At 39.0% G+C, this 16,771-nt stretch carries 17 protein-coding genes; 4 read left to right on the forward strand and 13 right to left on the reverse strand.

Annotated features, from left to right (window positions below; translation table 11 throughout):
- The first annotated feature begins 135 nt into the window (after positions 1–135).
- Positions 136–651, forward strand: coding sequence for a MerR family transcriptional regulator (locus tag D9842_RS19110; RefSeq protein ID WP_121663894.1), 516 nt, complete (start codon positions 136–138; stop codon positions 649–651).
- A gap of 17 nt (positions 652–668) precedes the next feature.
- Here the strand turns inward: D9842_RS19110 and D9842_RS19115 are convergent, their stop codons facing one another.
- From D9842_RS19115 to D9842_RS19145, 7 genes are all read right to left on the reverse strand, one after another.
- The gene (locus D9842_RS19115) at positions 669–1,103 is read right to left on the reverse strand and encodes a hypothetical protein (protein WP_121663895.1); all 435 of its coding nucleotides are present in this window, start codon (positions 1,101–1,103) and stop codon (positions 669–671) included.
- A gap of 659 nt (positions 1,104–1,762) precedes the next feature.
- On the reverse strand, positions 1,763–2,380 hold the full coding sequence (locus D9842_RS19120) for a thymidine kinase (protein ID WP_121663896.1): 618 nt from the start codon (positions 2,378–2,380) through the stop codon (positions 1,763–1,765).
- Between the two features lie 214 nt (positions 2,381–2,594).
- On the reverse strand, positions 2,595–2,807 hold the full coding sequence (rpmE, locus tag D9842_RS19125) for a 50S ribosomal protein L31 (RefSeq protein ID WP_121663897.1): 213 nt from the start codon (positions 2,805–2,807) through the stop codon (positions 2,595–2,597).
- 162 nt (positions 2,808–2,969) lie between these two features.
- Positions 2,970–4,241, reverse strand: a complete 1,272-nt coding sequence (gene rho, locus D9842_RS19130; RefSeq protein WP_121663898.1) for a transcription termination factor Rho — start codon at positions 4,239–4,241, stop codon at positions 2,970–2,972.
- A gap of 353 nt (positions 4,242–4,594) precedes the next feature.
- Positions 4,595–5,884: a UDP-N-acetylglucosamine 1-carboxyvinyltransferase gene (locus tag D9842_RS19135; RefSeq protein ID WP_121663899.1), complete on the reverse strand. Its 1,290-nt coding sequence runs from the start codon at positions 5,882–5,884 to the stop codon at positions 4,595–4,597.
- Positions 5,885–6,499: 615 nt separating this feature from the next.
- Positions 6,500–7,357, reverse strand: coding sequence for a class II fructose-bisphosphate aldolase (locus D9842_RS19140; protein WP_121663900.1), 858 nt, complete (start codon positions 7,355–7,357; stop codon positions 6,500–6,502).
- Between the two features lie 388 nt (positions 7,358–7,745).
- A complete protein-coding gene (locus D9842_RS19145; RefSeq protein ID WP_098795424.1) occupies positions 7,746–8,120 on the reverse strand; it encodes a response regulator in 375 nt (124 codons plus the stop codon).
- A 321-nt stretch (positions 8,121–8,441) separates the two neighbouring features.
- On the opposite strand from D9842_RS19145, the gene D9842_RS19150 reads away from it, so the two are divergent.
- Entirely contained in the window at positions 8,442–8,987 is a 546-nt protein-coding gene (locus D9842_RS19150; protein ID WP_121663901.1) for a DUF2529 domain-containing protein, read from the forward strand.
- Between the two features lie 36 nt (positions 8,988–9,023).
- Here the strand turns inward: D9842_RS19150 and D9842_RS19155 are convergent, their stop codons facing one another.
- The 6 genes from D9842_RS19155 to D9842_RS26055 form a co-directional block, all read right to left on the reverse strand.
- On the reverse strand, positions 9,024–9,788 hold the full coding sequence (locus D9842_RS19155) for an IclR family transcriptional regulator (RefSeq protein WP_121663902.1): 765 nt from the start codon (positions 9,786–9,788) through the stop codon (positions 9,024–9,026).
- 111 nt (positions 9,789–9,899) lie between these two features.
- The gene (gene accC, locus D9842_RS19160; protein WP_121663903.1) at positions 9,900–11,252 is read right to left on the reverse strand and encodes an acetyl-CoA carboxylase biotin carboxylase subunit; all 1,353 of its coding nucleotides are present in this window, start codon (positions 11,250–11,252) and stop codon (positions 9,900–9,902) included.
- 22 nt (positions 11,253–11,274) lie between these two features.
- Positions 11,275–11,745, reverse strand: coding sequence for an acetyl-CoA carboxylase biotin carboxyl carrier protein (gene accB, locus D9842_RS19165; RefSeq protein ID WP_121663904.1), 471 nt, complete (start codon positions 11,743–11,745; stop codon positions 11,275–11,277).
- Between the two features lie 15 nt (positions 11,746–11,760).
- Positions 11,761–12,768, reverse strand: a complete 1,008-nt coding sequence (locus D9842_RS19170) for a 5-oxoprolinase subunit C family protein (RefSeq protein WP_121663905.1) — start codon at positions 12,766–12,768, stop codon at positions 11,761–11,763.
- Positions 12,765–13,481, reverse strand: coding sequence for a 5-oxoprolinase subunit PxpB (pxpB, locus tag D9842_RS19175; RefSeq protein WP_121665134.1), 717 nt, complete (start codon positions 13,479–13,481; stop codon positions 12,765–12,767). The genes D9842_RS19170 and pxpB overlap by 4 nt, the downstream gene beginning before the upstream one ends.
- Positions 13,482–13,578: 97 nt before the next feature.
- Positions 13,579–13,722 (reverse strand): hypothetical protein, encoded by a 144-nt coding sequence (locus D9842_RS26055; RefSeq protein ID WP_162987512.1) that lies wholly within the window; start codon positions 13,720–13,722, stop codon positions 13,579–13,581.
- 306 nt (positions 13,723–14,028) lie between these two features.
- Here D9842_RS26055 and D9842_RS19180 point away from each other — a divergent pair, with 306 nt between their 5' ends.
- Both D9842_RS19180 and D9842_RS19185 read left to right on the forward strand, forming a co-directional pair.
- Entirely contained in the window at positions 14,029–14,787 is a 759-nt protein-coding gene (locus D9842_RS19180) for a LamB/YcsF family protein (RefSeq protein ID WP_121663906.1), read from the forward strand.
- 221 nt (positions 14,788–15,008) lie between these two features.
- The gene (locus D9842_RS19185) at positions 15,009–16,190 is read left to right on the forward strand and encodes an NRAMP family divalent metal transporter (protein ID WP_121665135.1); all 1,182 of its coding nucleotides are present in this window, start codon (positions 15,009–15,011) and stop codon (positions 16,188–16,190) included.
- Positions 16,191–16,771: the final 581 nt, after the last annotated feature.

Here is a 16,771-nt window from a genome sequence, read left to right on the forward strand (position 1 = left end):
TGTCTAACGTGAAGGGAACTACCTTTTTAGGTCGAAAATCTACTTTAGTAAGTTCCTTAACAATATCTGTTCTTGGATTGGCGCAACGAGGAGTTTTGGAATTGTACTTATATCAGTATCAGGGGAGGAGAAAAGATGAGTACAGTTGCTGTTGCAAAGTCACTTGGGGTTTCGAGAAGAACGTTAATGAGATGGGTAGATCAGTTAGATTTGGAGTTAGAGAAAAATGAGCTGGGACACTATCAATTTTCAAATGAAGATATAGAGAGATTAAAACAACTTCAAAACAATCCGACAGGCACCCCAACACCTGCTAATGAGCAAACACGAAAGGGGACTATTACACAAATGGTATCACTAGATGAAAACAAAGTAGATTTCTTAACACAACGACTTGAAGAAGTGGAAAGAAAGGTTCAAAGCAAGGCTGATGGAGTCGTATCCTATCAACTTCTTCAGCATCGAAGAGAAATGGAAGAATTACAAAGCACAATCAAAAAGTTAGAACTTCGAATTGAAGAGCTAGAGCGAGAAAAACTTTCGAAAAAACAAGAATTCGGTAAAGATCCTGCTCTTGTTTTTGATCAAACAAAAACACCTTCGAAACCACAACGGAGAAAAGGGCTAATTAGCTCTATTTTAGGATTTTAAGGGGCCAAAACGGCCCTCTATTTCTTTTCTAAATTTACGTCGATTCTATACCTCGGTAAAGCCGTAATCATATTTTCATGAATTTCCTTTGTTTTCCTCTTCATTTCCTTTTTTGAAAGATCCTCAGTTGTATACACCGTCACATTTATATGGTTTGCATTCATGTTGACTCTTCCTAACGATAAGGTATCGTCATTCATAATTGCCTCTTCTAATTTACTTTGGTCATCCCCTTTGTCAGGTCTTGTTTCTGTTAGATCAATGAAATTTGGGTTTTGGTTCGGAACAAACTGCTCATCGGCGAGCTCTTGATTATCATATGTGCCATGACCATCCCTCATTAATCTCAACCCGTTCACGTCTTCCTGCTGAGGCTCGTAGCGTTCTCCTGCTTGGAACTGGCAACCAGCCATACAAAAGCAGAGGATAGATAAAATAAGTACCTTTTTCATTTTTCTGCACCTCCTACTCTGTAGGATGCCCGATGATTTTCTTTTCATGAGGAGAAATGAGGGTGCAGGATTGGATGTGGTTGGAGCTGTATATATGAAGACTATACCCCTTCATTCGAACCGCCATGTTGGTCTTCATCTCCTCTATGAAGACCATCTTCCTTCATTCAAAACGTCATTTTGGTCTTCATTTCCTCTATGAAGACCATCTCCCTTCATTCAAAACGACTTTTTGGTCTTCATCTCTTCTATGAAGACTATCTTCCTTCATTCAAACGACTTTTTGGTCTTCATCTCTTCTAAGAAGACCATCATTCTTCAATCAAAACGACTTTTTGGTCTTCATCTCTTCTATGAAGACCATCTCCCTTCATTCAAAACGCTTTTTGGTCTTCATCTCTTCTATGAAGACTATCTTCCTTTATTCAAAACGTCATTTTGGTCTTCATCTCTACAAGTAAATAATTCACACCCTGCAAAACTCTATTTTGGCTCTTTAAAACAAAAAAACAGCCCAATTTCATCAAAAATCGAACTGTTCAATCTATATTTTCTTTTAGATATCAAACAACACTCAAGCCATTCGACAAAATCCGGGAAGTGACAGGCACCACCACCTCCGTGCAGGCGCCGCCTACCCCAGAGGCACCACCCCGCCTCTACTTCACCACATTACTCTCTCTCTTAAAATCCTTCACCGGTGCTCCGGGTACTTCGTGGTGGTGTCTGCATCTTGGTTCGTAGGATTCAGAGGCACCGACTAGGATGATTGGGTCGTCATAGGATGCTGGTTTGCCGTTGATGAGTCGTTGGGTACGGCTTGCAGGAGATCCACATACTGAGCATACTGCTTGAAGTTTTGTGACGGATTCAGCTAGTGACATTAAGGCAGGAACCACGCTGAAAGGTTCTCCTCTGAAGTCTTGGTCTAGTCCAGCTGCAAGGACGCGATAGCCTTGATCGGCTAATAGAGTTAAGACATCTACGATTTGTTCATCGAAGAATTGGATTTCATCGACTGCGATGACGTCTGTTTTTTCTGTTATATATTCAAAAATCTCAACTGACGCAGCGAGCGGCTTGCATATGATGGCTGTTCCGTTATGGGAAACAACACTTTCTTCGCTGTATCGATTGTCGATTACTGGTTTAAATACTTTCACTTCTTGTTTTGCAAATTGAGCTCGTCTTACGCGGCGAATGAGCTCCTCTGATTTACCTGAAAACATGCTTCCGCAAATGATTTCAAGCCATCCACTTTGCTTCATTACATACATTGAAACGGCCTCTCCCTTCATTGCCCGAGTTTACTCAGGCAACCGATTCCTGGTACAGTGATCATCTATTATGACATGTATTATACATGGTATCATCGTTCAAAAACCCTACCAATATATGTAGGATAACCAAATTTTAGTGTGAAAATCGAAAAATTAGGCGTGAAAAAACAGGCAAGAGCCAAAATGTCCTGCCTGTTTGGAAAAAGCCTTATTATTGTTGTTGTGACTTAAGGCCGTATTTTTTGTTGAATTTATCTACACGTCCACCTGCATCTGCAAATTTTTGACGTCCAGTGTAGAATGGATGGCACTCAGAACAAACCTCAACTTTGATCTCTTTGTTAGTAGATCCAGTTTCGAATTCGTTACCACATGCACATGACACCATAACCTTGTTAAAGTTTGGATGAATTGCTGTTTTCATTCTTTTCATCTCCTTCCGCCCTGAATCTTTCGAAACAGAGTTATATATCTAGGCTTTCGCTCGCCCGATTGACAAGCTGTTTCCTAGAAAAGCACATGATGAAATTATAACAAGTGCTTAAACTAAAATCAAGCTGAAGTTAAATATTACTATTTTCATTACTTATCTATTTCGAGCCTTTTTCATTTCCTCATCTAAATTACTGAAGAATTCCTCATTTGATTTTGACTGACGAAGCTTTCTTAAGAACTTTTCAACAAAATCAGGAGTGTCTGTCATAGATTTACGGATCGCCCATAGTTTTTCAAGGTGATCTTTAGGAATAAGAAGCTCTTCTTTTCTTGTCCCAGAACGACGAATGTCGATTGCCGGGAAGATACGTTTTTCTGCAAGAGAACGATCAAGATGAAGCTCCATGTTCCCAGTACCTTTAAATTCCTCGTAAATCACGTCATCCATACGAGAGCCTGTATCAACTAAAGCTGTTGCTAAAATGGTTAAGCTTCCACCTTCTTCGATATTACGAGCAGCACCGAAGAATCTTTTTGGACGGTGGAATGCTGCCGGGTCGATACCACCTGATAATGTACGTCCACTTGGCGGAATGACTAAGTTATAAGCACGAGCTAGACGTGTGATGCTGTCCATTAAGATGATTACGTCTTTTTTATGCTCAACTAAACGCATCGCTCTTTCAAGAACAAGCTCGGCCACTTTAATATGATTTTCTGGAACCTCATCAAATGTAGAGCTTACAACATCGCCGGCTACTGAACGTTCGATGTCAGTTACTTCCTCTGGTCTTTCATCGATTAACAGGACAATTAGCTCCGCTTCAGGGTTGTTTGTTGTGATGCTGTTGGCAATTTCCTTTAAAAGCATCGTTTTACCTGCTTTAGGTGGTGCCACAATTAAACCACGTTGCCCGAATCCAACTGGTGCAATAAGGTCCATAATTCTTGTAGATAGGTGATTAGGTTTTGTTTCAAGATATATTTGTCTATCTGGGTATAGAGGAGTTAGTGCTGGGAAGTGAACACGTTCCTTGGCTGTTTCAGGGTCTTCACCGTTTACAGCTTCTACATGAAGTAACCCGTAATAGCGTTCGTTTTCTTTAGGAGGTCGAACTTTACCTGAAACTTTGTCTCCATTACGTAAGTCAAAGCGTCTGATTTGGGATGCTGAGATATAAATATCCTCAGAGCTTGGTGAGTAATTAATCGGCCTTAAGAAACCAAATCCTTCAGACTGAATAATTTCCAAAACACCTTCCATAAACAGTAGATCTTCTTGCTCTGCATTTGCTTTTAAGATCGCAAAAATTAATTCTTTTTTCGTTAGCTTGCTATAGTAGGACACTTTATAGTGACGTGCAAGCTCGTATAATTCTTTCAATTTCATATGTTCCAATGAAGAAATTGAAACCTGATTCATAAAAACACCACTCTTTTTCAATTTTCAATACATCATACTTTCAAACGTTCATCATTCAAACTCATTTCATATGTGAGAACTTGTCTAATAGCAAATTAGGATGAAGATGATTTGCTCTATGTTGTAAAAGAAGAATAAACATATCACTTTAGGATAGAGAAGGAAATGAAGGTGAGCTTGAAGTAGATTTTGTAGTATTCATTCAATGCAGCACTCTTTATTTTTACCCTATTTCTTAGATTTAATCAATCATTTTTGGAATTTTCCATTAAAATAGAGCATTAACGAAGAAAGTTTTATTAGATTGACAAGGATAAAGGTTCCCCCTATCCTTGTCAAATATATTTTACAGCTTACGAATTTTGAAGTTGTTCGATTTCTTTTTCTGTTAATTTTTCACGCCAAATTGTTGCACCAAGGCCTGTTAGTTTTTCTTCTAACTGACTGTACCCACGATCGATATGCTCTAAACCTGTAATCTCAGTTACTCCATCTGCCATTAAGCCTGCGCAGACTAAGGCAGCCCCCGCGCGCAAGTCACTCGCTTTTACTTTTGCACCTTGAAGCTTCGTAGGACCAGAGACGATTGCTGATCTGCCTTCAACCTTAATGGTTGCACCCATTCTTCTTAGTTCATCAATATGCTTAAAGCGTGCAGAATAAATTGTATCTGTTACCATACTTGTTCCGGTTGCTCTTGTTAAAAAAGAAGTAAACGGCTGCTGCAAATCTGTTGGGAAGCCTGGATAGACAAGCGTCTTTATATCAACAGCTTTAAGTTCCTTTTGTCCACCAACGATTAAAATCTGGTCATTGCTTGTTTCGATATGCATTCCCATTTCTCTTAGCTTCGCAATTAAGGATTCAAGATGTAAAGGAATAACATTGTCGATCATAACCTCTTTCCCCATTGCTGCACCAATGATCATATATGTTCCGGCTTCAATGCGGTCAGGAATAATGGAATGACGGCAGCCATGGAGCTTTTCAACACCATCGATGCGGATTACATCTGTACCAGCACCTTTAATTTTCGCACCCATACTTGTTAGTAATGTCGCAACATCAATGATTTCCGGTTCTTTTGCTGCATTTTCAATGATGGTTCTGCCTTTAGCTAAAACAGCTGCTAGCATAATGTTAATAGTTGCACCAACACTAACAACATCAAGATAGATACGAGCTCCTTTTAGCTCATCAGCACGAAGATAAATTGCACCCTGTTCATTTGTAATTTGAGCACCTAGTGCCTCAAACCCCTTAATATGCTGATCAATCGGGCGTGGACCTAAGTGACAGCCGCCCGGAAGGCCGATTACAGCCTTTTTGAAGCGCCCAAGCATAGCTCCCATTAAATAATAAGAAGCTCTAAGCTTTTTCACTTTTCCATTTGGTAAAGGCATCGAAATCATTGCAGAAGGATCAACAACCATTTCGTTGTTTTTCAACTCTACCTTACCACCGATTTCTTCTAATAAATCACCTAATATATTCACATCTGAAATGTTTGGTAAACCCTCAATTGTAACAGGAGATTCAGCGAGAATCGTCGCTGGGATCAGTGCAACCGCACTATTTTTTGCTCCACTAATTGATACTGTACCTTTTAGTAAATCTCCACCGGCAACTTTTAATTTTTCCATGTTAGTCTCCCTTCTATGAAGTTGACTTTCCGGAAAGAACATTAAGGGTGAGCTAGGCTCTGTTTTAAGCATAGCTATGTATAAAATCACACGACCATCATGTTTTCCGAAGTAAAAACATCTAGTCAACATAATTAAAAAAATTAGCAACCATGTTAGACGACTATGACCATTTACAAGTGTTTATCTATTTTATTGCCTTATATTCCTTAGTCAATACATGACATTCTTACATATGTAAAACTTATTCGCCTGAAAAAAGAAGCGATCATTTTTTCAGATCCTCTTATTATTAAACCATCTATTGTGTTGGACAACAATGATTTACTGTAAAAGAATCTGTTTTTCTATGAGTTTTTGAGAGTTTAGTGAAAAATGATGATTTTTCATAGGAGAATCGAAAGGTTTTGTAGGTTACAATTTGCGGAAAAAGAATGAGATTCTCGAGATGACAAATGAAAACGGACTAGCTAAGGCAAGTCCGTTTTCTATTATTCTATCAATTATGGTCAGCTAGGTAAAGGTTTGGAAGGATTTCACCAATAATTGTTAGCGCTTTCTTAATTTTCGGAATATAACCGCCTTTTATCAAGGCGGTTTATCCCTAAAATAATATTACGCTTTATTAGAAGAACCAAATTCACGCATTTTGCCGATAACTGTTTCTTTAATTGCGTCACGAGCTGGTCCTAAATATTTACGTGGATCATATTCATCTGGCTTCGCAGCTAACACTTCACGAACTGTTTTTGCAGATGCAATTTGGTTTTCAGTGTTAACGTTGATTTTAGCTGTTCCGAAAGAAATAGCTTTTTGGATATCCTTAGTTGGGATTCCAGTACCACCGTGAAGTACTAATGGCATGTTTGTTAAGCCAGCGATTTCTTCCATTTCTTTGTAGCCTAAGTTAGGCTCACCTTTGTATGGTCCGTGAACAGAACCAAGTGCTGGTGCTAGGCAATCAATACCAGTGCGTTTAACAAGTTCTTCACACTCTTTTGGATCTGCATAGATTACGCCTTCTGCTACAACGTCATCTTCTTGCCCACCAACAGTTCCAAGCTCAGCTTCAACTGATACACCTTTTGAATGAGCATATTCTACAACTTTAGAAGTTGTTGCAATGTTCTCTTCAAATGGATCATGTGAAGCATCAATCATAACAGATGTGAAGCCTGCATCGATTGCTTCTTTACATTTGTCAAAGCTTGAACCGTGATCAAGGTGAATAGCTACTGGTACAGTGATGCTGTAGTCTTCGATAAGACCTTCAACCATTTTTACAACTGTTTTGAATCCACCGATGTAACGAGCAGCACCTTCAGATACACCAAGAATAACTGGTGAGCTTTCTTCTTGAGCTGCTTGCAGGATCGCTTGAGTGAACTCAAGGTTGTTGAGGTTGAATTGACCTACTGCATATCCTTCGTCTTTTGCTTTGTTAAGCATTTCTGTCATTGAAACTAAAGGCATGTGAAAAATCCTCCTATATAGACCTTATTTTTCTTATACAGAAAAGTATATCATACCTAGCATGACCAAATAATTTCCTTATATGTAACTTCGCATGATCACTTTTCACATCTTCTAGCATACCAATATATGAAGATTTCGGCAACAATTCGACATATATTAGGGTAATATAATATTACAGGGTGCTTGCAAGATAAAAATGTGTGCTTTGAAAAATAGTTGTTGATTTCCGCTCCAGACATTCGCTTTCCGCGGGCGGTCCGGGAGCCTCCTTGGCGTGCGCCTGCAGGGTCTCCCTTTGACACGCTTCTCCCGCAGGAGTCTCTCATGTCTTCCGCTCCAATCAACAATGTGCTAAAAACTAACTCATCACTTTAACATTGGATAATTAATTCGCCTTAAGTGGTAAATACTTTTTTACTGCTTCACGAATTTCATCGATGTCAAATGGTTTTGCGAAGTGTGTTAGTGCGCCTAGGTCTTTTGCTTCTTGGATCATATCAAGTTCGCCGTAAGCTGTCATGATGATCACACGGATGTCTTGGTCGATTACTTTCATTCTTTTTAAAATTTCGATTCCATCCATTCCCGGGATTTTCATATCAAGTAATACAAGGTCAGGAGAGTGGTTTTCTACGATTTCAAGTGCTTGGAAGCCATTTGCGGCTTGAAATGTTTGATATCCTTCTTTTTGAAACACTTCATTTAGTAAAATGCGAATTCCGTATTGATCATCAACAATTAAGATTTTTTCTTTTAACATGTCTACACCTCTTGAGTTATTTTTGTTTTTTGTGACATATATCGAACTTTTCATTAAAAAATTTGCATTTATTTTCACGCTAACCTAAAGCGCTTTAAGCATAAATAAACGATCACCTAAGTAATTCGTTTCCCCCTTGATATTTCCTTCATTTTTTCATTTTCTTTTCTCGACAAATTCTGCTTGGGTTAAGTTTATCATAATAAGGTTTGTTATGGTAAACTTGTTGGGTAGTGCCTGTCACTTCCCGAATTTTGTCGCAGAAACTTCGGGTGGTGACAGGCACGCCCCGAAGTTTGTCACATTAGGAGGTTCGATACTATGATGAAGATTTTCTCCACACAGTTAACGGGTCATTTTAACCGGATAGTAGAGCAAGAGGAGCTGAGTATTGAGGATAGTGCGCGCTTGCTTGCCCAGGCTTTAGTTGGTGAAGGGAAGATTTATATATATGGTTTTCAAGAGTTACATGGCATTGTGTTAGAGGCGGTTCATAGCAGTGAGCCTCTTATCCGTTCAGAAGCGTTGTTGAATCAAAAAGGTGAAATGAAGGAACTAACCCCTGCCGACCGCGTTCTACTTTTTACATATCGATCAACAGATGAAGAAGCGATCAAGCTTGCTCAAGAATTGTCCTCTAAAGGTATTCAAACAGTTGGCGTTTCTGCCGTGATGAAAGGTGAAGAAACAGGGCTCAACAAAATTACAGACCTACATATTGATTCAAAGCTAAGGCAGCCGCTCATTCCTGGTGAAGATGGTGAAAGATACGGCTTTCCTGCGTTAATGACATCATTATATGTGTACTACAACCTAACTTTTATCCTAAAAGAAATTTTAGATGAATTTGAGGATGATGAGCTTTAATTCCCAACAAAAAAGAATGAACCCTCTATAGCGAGTTCATTCTTTTTTATCATCGTATCCTAATTTAGCTGAAATATGTTCAGCCACCTCTTTTACTTTATCAATAATAACCGGAATTGTTTCTGCTTGGAAACGAACATTCGGACCTGCCACACTTATACCTGCAACCACTTCTCTTTTATGATTAAAAATGGGCGCAGCGATTGATGTGGTATAGTCTTCTAGCTCCGAGTTACTAATTGTATAGCCATTCCTCTTTGTTTCCTTTAATACTTTACGGAGCTTTTCTTGGTCAGTAATCGTTCCTGAACCAATTGCCCTTAGCTCAACATCTTGTAAATATTGCTCTAGTTCATCTTCAGGTAAAAAAGCAAGAAGAACTCTTGAGCATGCTCCAGCATAAAGAGGAGACTTTCTGCCAATTGCAGTATACAGCCTAACTGGTTGGGTTGTATCCACCTTTTCAACATACATTGCTTCATGTTGATCTCGAATCGTCAGGTTTACGGCCTCTCCCATTTCATCTCGAAGTGATTTCATATAAGGTAATGCAATTTGGCGGATGTCTAGCCTGTCCGCTACCAATTGACCGTATTGTAAAAATAATAAGCCAAGGGAATATTTCCCGTCTTCATCTTTATCAAGAAACCCCATATCCTCGAGTGATCCGAGCATACGATGCACAGATGTTTTTGGCATGCCGGAAACTTTGATCATTTCATTAAAAGATAGTTTAGGATACGTTAAAAAAAGGTTAAGGAGGTCCATCGATTTAATCACGGTTTTATTCTTATTTTGCAAAAATTCTCCCCCTTAGTCGATACAATCTAACAAAAAATCGTCTTTCATTCATTATATATTTTTTCTTGTTTTTTACAAGATTTGTATAAGACCAGGAGATCCGCAGAGAATCTATTCTTTTATCGAAATATGATAGGTTTCTAGAAACTTCGTATTAAACTCACCCGAAACAAACGCGTCATGCTCTAGTAGTTCAAGGTGAAATGGAATCGTTGTTTTAATCCCAGTAATGATAAATTCATCCAGAGCTCTTTTCATTCTTTGCAAGGCATCTTCACGATCTTTACCCCACACAATTAATTTGGCGACCATTGAATCATAAAAAGGAGAAACAGTGTATCCCGGATAAACAGCACTATCTACCCTAACGCCAAAGCCACCTGGTGGAAGATATCCTTCTACAAGGCCAGGAGATGGCATAAAGTTTTTGGCAGGATTTTCAGCATTGATCCTACATTCAATGGCCCAGCCGTTAATTTTAACTTCTTCTTGTTTAAAAGATAGTTCATACCCAGCAGCTACTGCTATTTGCTCTTTAATAAGATCAATTCCTGTGACAAGCTCTGTTACAGGATGCTCGACTTGGATACGCGTGTTCATTTCCATAAAATAAAAATGACCATGCTTATCTAGTAAAAACTCTACCGTTCCTGCGCCATGGTATTTTACAGATTGAGCTGCCTTTACAGCCGCTTCACCCATTTTGTTACGTAGCACTTCATCTAGAGCTGGTGACGGAGCCTCTTCAATCAGTTTTTGGTGGCGGCGTTGAATGGAGCAATCTCTTTCACCAAGATGAACAACGTTTCCGAATCGGTCGGCGATGATTTGAATCTCAATATGACGTGGTTCTTCTAAATATTTTTCTAAATAAACACCCGGATTTCCGAAGGCTGTTTCTGCTTCTTGCTGTGCTTGACGGATTGCTTTTTTCAATTCTTCTGGACCGTACGCGACTCTCATTCCTTTACCGCCACCGCCTGCTGTTGCTTTTACGATCACTGGATAACCAATTTCAGTCGCAACAAGCAACGCCTGTGCTTCATCTTTGATCAACCCATCTGTTCCTGGTACAGTCGGTACTCCTGCTTTGCCCATTGTTTCCCGGGCTATGTCTTTTGTACCCATTTTTTGAATGGCCTCTGAGTCAGGGCCAATAAATGTGATACGGCATTTTTCGCATGCTTCAGCAAAATCAGCATTTTCAGCAAGAAAGCCATACCCTGGATGAATCGCGTCAGCCCCTGTCATCGTTGCCGCACTTAGAATATTTGGGATATGTAAATAACTTTCCTTTGAAGCTGTTTTTCCAATACAATACGCTTCATCAGCTAACTTTACGTGAAGCGCTTCTCGATCGGCCTCAGAAAAAACAGCTACTGTTTTAATTTTTAATTCTTTACATGCTCTTATTATTCGAACAGCAATTTCTCCGCGGTTAGCGATTAACACTTTCTTAAACATAAGATGTTCCCCCTTAAAAAAGTTAAGATTTTCTAATGGCAAACAAAGGCTGGCCAAATTCAATAAGCTGACCTTCTTCTACTAAAATCTCAACAATTTCCCCATTAACCTCAGCTTCAATCTCATTGAATAGTTTCATAGCTTCTACTATACAAATAACGGTGTCCTTCTGAACCTTTGAGCCTACTTGCACAAAAGGATCAGCATCTGGATTTGAACGAGAGTAGAATGTGCCAACCATCGGAGACAGCACGTTATGAAGATCTTCCTTCACCTCTTCTACCTTTTCCTTTTTCTCAACGAAAGGCGCCTCCGCTACAGCCGGTGCTGCTGGTGAAGGTGAACTGGATACTGTCTCGATAACAGGTTTTACTTCAGTTTCAGAGATTTTTTCAATCACAACCTTTGTTCCCTCGTGCTCTACCTTAAACTTTTGAATGGATGAAGAATCAATTGCTTTAATCATTTCTTTAATATCATTAATATTAAACATGAGTTGTCGCTCCTTTTATTGCTTTAATTTATAGGTAATACTCACCGCTAGTTGCTTTAAGTTTTTTTCTTTTTCCAGATACAGTCTTTCTGCATCCTCTAATGTTATTTCAGTAAAAGAAATGGATTGACCAGGCATAACCTGCGCTACAACTGGTAGGTCAACAGTTGCAACTTGACCAATTTTCGGATATCCCCCTGTTGTTTGACGGTCAGCAAGCAGGATAATTGGATTTCCATCGGGAGGGATTTGAATGGTTCCATGAGCAACAGCTTCTGAAAGCATTTCCAATTTTTCTTCTAATTCAATAGCAGGTCCTGATAATCGGTAACCCATTCGATCAGATTGTGGTGAAACTCTAAAGGATTGGATGAAAAACTGCTCTTTGCTATGTGATGTAAATTTTTCGTACTGTGCTCCTGGTAAAACACGAATATTCGGATTTTTTATAAGAGGTAAAAACTCGTTCCAACGAACAGACCAATTAGCAGGTTGAAACGGTCTTTTATTTTGCTTGTTTTTGAGTTTTTCAATCTGCGAGAAAGCTCCTTCAGACATCGAATTTACTTCTAAAATATCCCCCTCTTGAATCGCTCTTCCTTGATACCCGCCTATTTCCGCTCTTAAATATGTGCTTTTGCTCTTCATTATTTCGTTAACCGCAAAGCCACCAGCTACTGCCAAATAAGCCCTGCAGCCAGATTTTTGTAATCCGAATTGAAGTTTACTTCCTTTTTTCACGAAAACTGGACGCCATAATGGCACAGAAGCCCCTTCAATTGTTGGAGATAAATCGCCTCCTGTGATCGCAATGAGCATATCTTTTTCAAATAGCAACGTTGGTCCCATTAGAGTGATTTCTAACGCAGCTTCTCCTTCTGAATTGCCAACTAATAAATTTGCAATTCTTAAAGAATAGGAGTCCATCGCACCACTAACAATGACTCCGTATTTTTGGTATCCATATCTTCCTAAATCCTGAATTGTTGTAAGCAGCCCTGAACGTAGAGTGGTTATAGTCATTTACTTTCCTCCTTCCATTCCAAAAAGTCTTTGTAGGAAATAGGATAGAACTTCACTACATCTCCAGCCTGGAGTAGACTTGGGGGTTCTTTTTCTGATAAAAAAAGACGAAGAGGAGTTTGACCAATCAGCTGCCAGCCGCCCGGAGTGGAAATTGGGTAAACACCGGTTTGTTTTCCCGCAATACCAACAGAACCAGCCGGGATACTAGTTCTTGGTGTAGAACGTCGCGGTGTTGCAATTTTCTCTGACATTCCCCCTAAAAACGGAAAACCAGGGGCAAACCCGAGCATATAAACAAGATATTCTCCACCTGAATGCAGGCTGATCACTTCATCTGTTGTTAAGTTGTTTTGTTTCGCTACAAACTCCAGGTCCGGACCGCATTCACCACCATAACAAACGGGAATTTCAACAATCCGGTGTGCTTCTGCTTCTTCACCTTTTAGGTTTGCTAAAAGATCCTCAATGATGGAACGGACAATTTTGTATGGAGAGAAAATTTGCCCTGCTTTATAAGCATGACTTTTTTCTACTAAAAGTGGATCATAAAAAACGGTCACACCCGTATAAGATGGGATACATTCAATAAACCCATTAAAGCTGTTTTGTGTTAGGTAATTGGACAGCATCTGTACCTTACGATGTGTACGATATTCGATTTCAGAGCCAAACCGAATCACAATCGCAGCATCTCCAACAGGTTCTATCATTATGTTTGCTTCAAATCTATTAGTCTTTGTCAATCCTCTCACATCCTCTTGGCATCTTTTAATAAGAAGATTTCCTTTTGGGGATTTTCCTTAATGACTATTGGAAATCATTATAGTAAACAATTTGAGAAAGAAATTTACTTCCTTTTATTTTATCATAAGCTTCTTTTGCCTCTTTTTCGTTATTAAACTCAAACATTTTCGGATGATTTTGCTCTGAATAAACAGTGATGATCCACATTAGAAAGCCTCCTATGCTATTTTCATTAAAATCTATTTTTCTTGTTCCATTAAACGGAATATTAATTCCTAATATCGGACTTAGAGGCTATTATAATTTTAGTTTCTTTAAAAAACAACTGAAAATAACCAAAAAACTTGTATTTAATTTTCCCTGTTAGATTCAATGACAAAATAGTTAAAAAATTTATAGAGATACATTATCATCATTTCATGTTACAATAATTGAAACTGCAGTTCCTAAATTCGGGAACAAAATCAAATTCACTAGTTTGTATACTTATTCATTTAAAAGGGGGAATCTTACTTGTATCAAATTGATTTGAATTGTGATTTGGGGGAAAGTTTTGGTGCTTATAAGATTGGGATGGATGAAGAGGTTCTTCAATTTATTACATCAGCAAATGTTGCATGTGGATTTCATGCTGGAGATCCATCGGTGATGCGAAAAACCGTGCAACTGGCTCTTAAGAATAACGTAAAAATTGGAGCACACCCTGGTTTACCTGATTTAGCAGGCTTTGGTCGACGCAACATGAACATTTCACCTCAAGAAGCCTATGACCTCGTTGTTTACCAAATAGGAGCTCTTTCCGGCTTTTTAAAAGCAGAAGGAGAAAAAATGCAGCATGTGAAACCACATGGTGCTTTGTATAATATGGCGGCAAAAAACAGAGAATTATCTGAAGCGATTGCAGAGGCTGTTTATAAGGTAGATCCACAGCTGATTCTTTTCGGTCTTGCCGGAAGTGAGTTAGTAAAAGCCGGTGAAAAAATCGGACTTAAAACAGCAAATGAAGTCTTCTCTGATCGAACGTATCAGCAAGACGGGTCATTAACACCACGAACTCAACCTGATGCACTTATACATAGCTACGAGGATTCTGTTTCACAGGTTATTCGAATGATCAAGGAAGGAAAAGTTCGTTCAACGCAAGGTGTTGATGTATCTGTTTTAGCTCAAACGGTTTGTATTCATGGAGATGGTCCTGAGGCTCTTGTATTCGCTAAGCAGCTAAGAGAGTCGATGCAATCTGAAGGTATACAAGTCAACGCATTTAGTTGAGTTAAATTTAAAAAGATTTCTATTAAATCAAAAAACGAATATTCTTCCTCCGTCATCACTCAGTGTTAAACAATACGAAGAAATGAGATGTAAGAAGGTTTTTATACGTTTTTTGGTAACAAACTATAAATTATGAGTTGATTCAGTTAGGAGGAAAATAGATGGAGCCACTTAATGTTTCACCAAAAAAGGATGATAAAAGCAAATCATCTTTACCAAAAATGAATTGGTCGCTATTAATGGGTGCTGCCTTTTTAATGGCAACCTCAGCAATTGGACCTGGTTTCTTAACACAAACAACTGTGTTTACTCAAACCTTAGCAGCAAGTTTTGGTTTTGTTATTTTAGTTTCTATTATTTTAGACATTTTCGCTCAAACAAATATATGGCGAATCATTGCTGTTTCTGAAAAAAGAGGACAAGATATTGCCAATATGGTTTTTCCCGGACTCGGGTATATCCTTTCTTTCTTGATTGTCCTTGGGGGTCTTGCCTTTAATATTGGGAATATTGCTGGTGCCGGTCTTGGTCTAAACGCGATAACTGGTGTATCACCAGAGGTTGGTGCCGTGATTGGGGCAATAATTGCAATCTTTATCTTCGTTGTGAAGGAAGCAGGGAAAGCAATGGATCGGTTCACACAAATAGCTGGATTTGTCATGATCGGGTTAATGATCTACGTTGCGATTACAACAGCCCCTCCAGTTGGTGAAGCGATTATCCGATCGGTAGCGCCAGCCCAAATTGATGTTTTGGCGATTGTAACATTAGTTGGTGGTACAGTTGGTGGCTATATTACCTTTGCTGGTGGACATCGTCTTTTAGAAGCAGGTATAAAAGGGAAAGCCGCAATCCCAGAAGTAACAAGAAGCTCTGTTGTCGGGATATTATTTACATCTGTTATGCGTATTGCCCTTTTCCTAGCTGTGCTAGGAGTTGTTTCAAAAGGGTTAAGTTCACAAATTGATCCAACGAACCCGCCTGCATCTGTGTTTCAGCTTGCAGCTGGAGATATTGGGTATAAAATTTTTGGGATTATTATGTTTTCTGCTGCTATTACTTCAGTAGTTGGTGCAGCGTATACGTCTGTTTCGTTTATTCGTACATTCAGTGATAAATTAGAGAGAAATAATAAGGTCATTACAATTGGTTTTATTGTGGTTTCAACTCTTGCTTTTGTGTTGATTGGAAAGCCTGTTAAAGTGTTAGTTTTGGTTGGTGCTTTAAATGGTTTGATTTTGCCGTTAGCGCTTGGAACCTTACTTGTTGCGGCTTATAAGAAGAGTATTGTTGGGGATTATAAGCATCCGTTATGGTTAACGATTTCAGGTGCGCTTGTGGTGATTGTGATGGCGTTGATGGGTGGTTATACGATTATTAAGTCGCTTCCTCAGTTGTTTTGATTTGCTATTTATACATTAATGTTTGCTTGTGAGAAAAGCGTAGAAATGAGTTCGTTCCATTGCACTGCAGACACTTGCTTTCCGCGGGGCGTGCGCTGAGCCTCCTGATATGAACGAAACTGTCAATGCCCCCACTCAAAATAAGTAATATGCATATTTTTTGGCAACTTTAAGAAGAGAAGCTATTTTCGGCTTCTTTACTATGTTGTTCTATTAGCCTTTTTGGCTAGAGTATCTCCTTCTTTAGCTTACTAACCCAATCTCATCTCCTAGAATGGCTGTCAAGTGCTCTCCTTGACTGCTATTTTAGGAGATGAGAAGCTACTTAAAGCTAAAGAGGGAAGGCTTAATATTGTGACCTCCTTAATAACTACTTATTTGATAGATAATTAAGAACACGGCACGAAGGCAAAAATCTCTACTGCGGTTAGCATCCTGATATTCGTGGGTTTTCACATTTTATCTTTCCGTATAAAGGACTTATCCACTAACTCGCCGCGTGCGTTTATCTAATTTAAGACTAGCACAGAGGAGGCACGTGGATTTTCCTTTCCGGTATTTCTCTTTGCCTTCGAGCCCTA

The sequence above is a fragment of the Metabacillus litoralis genome (assembly GCF_003667825.1).
GTDB lineage: Bacteria > Bacillota > Bacilli > Bacillales > Bacillaceae > Metabacillus > Metabacillus litoralis_B.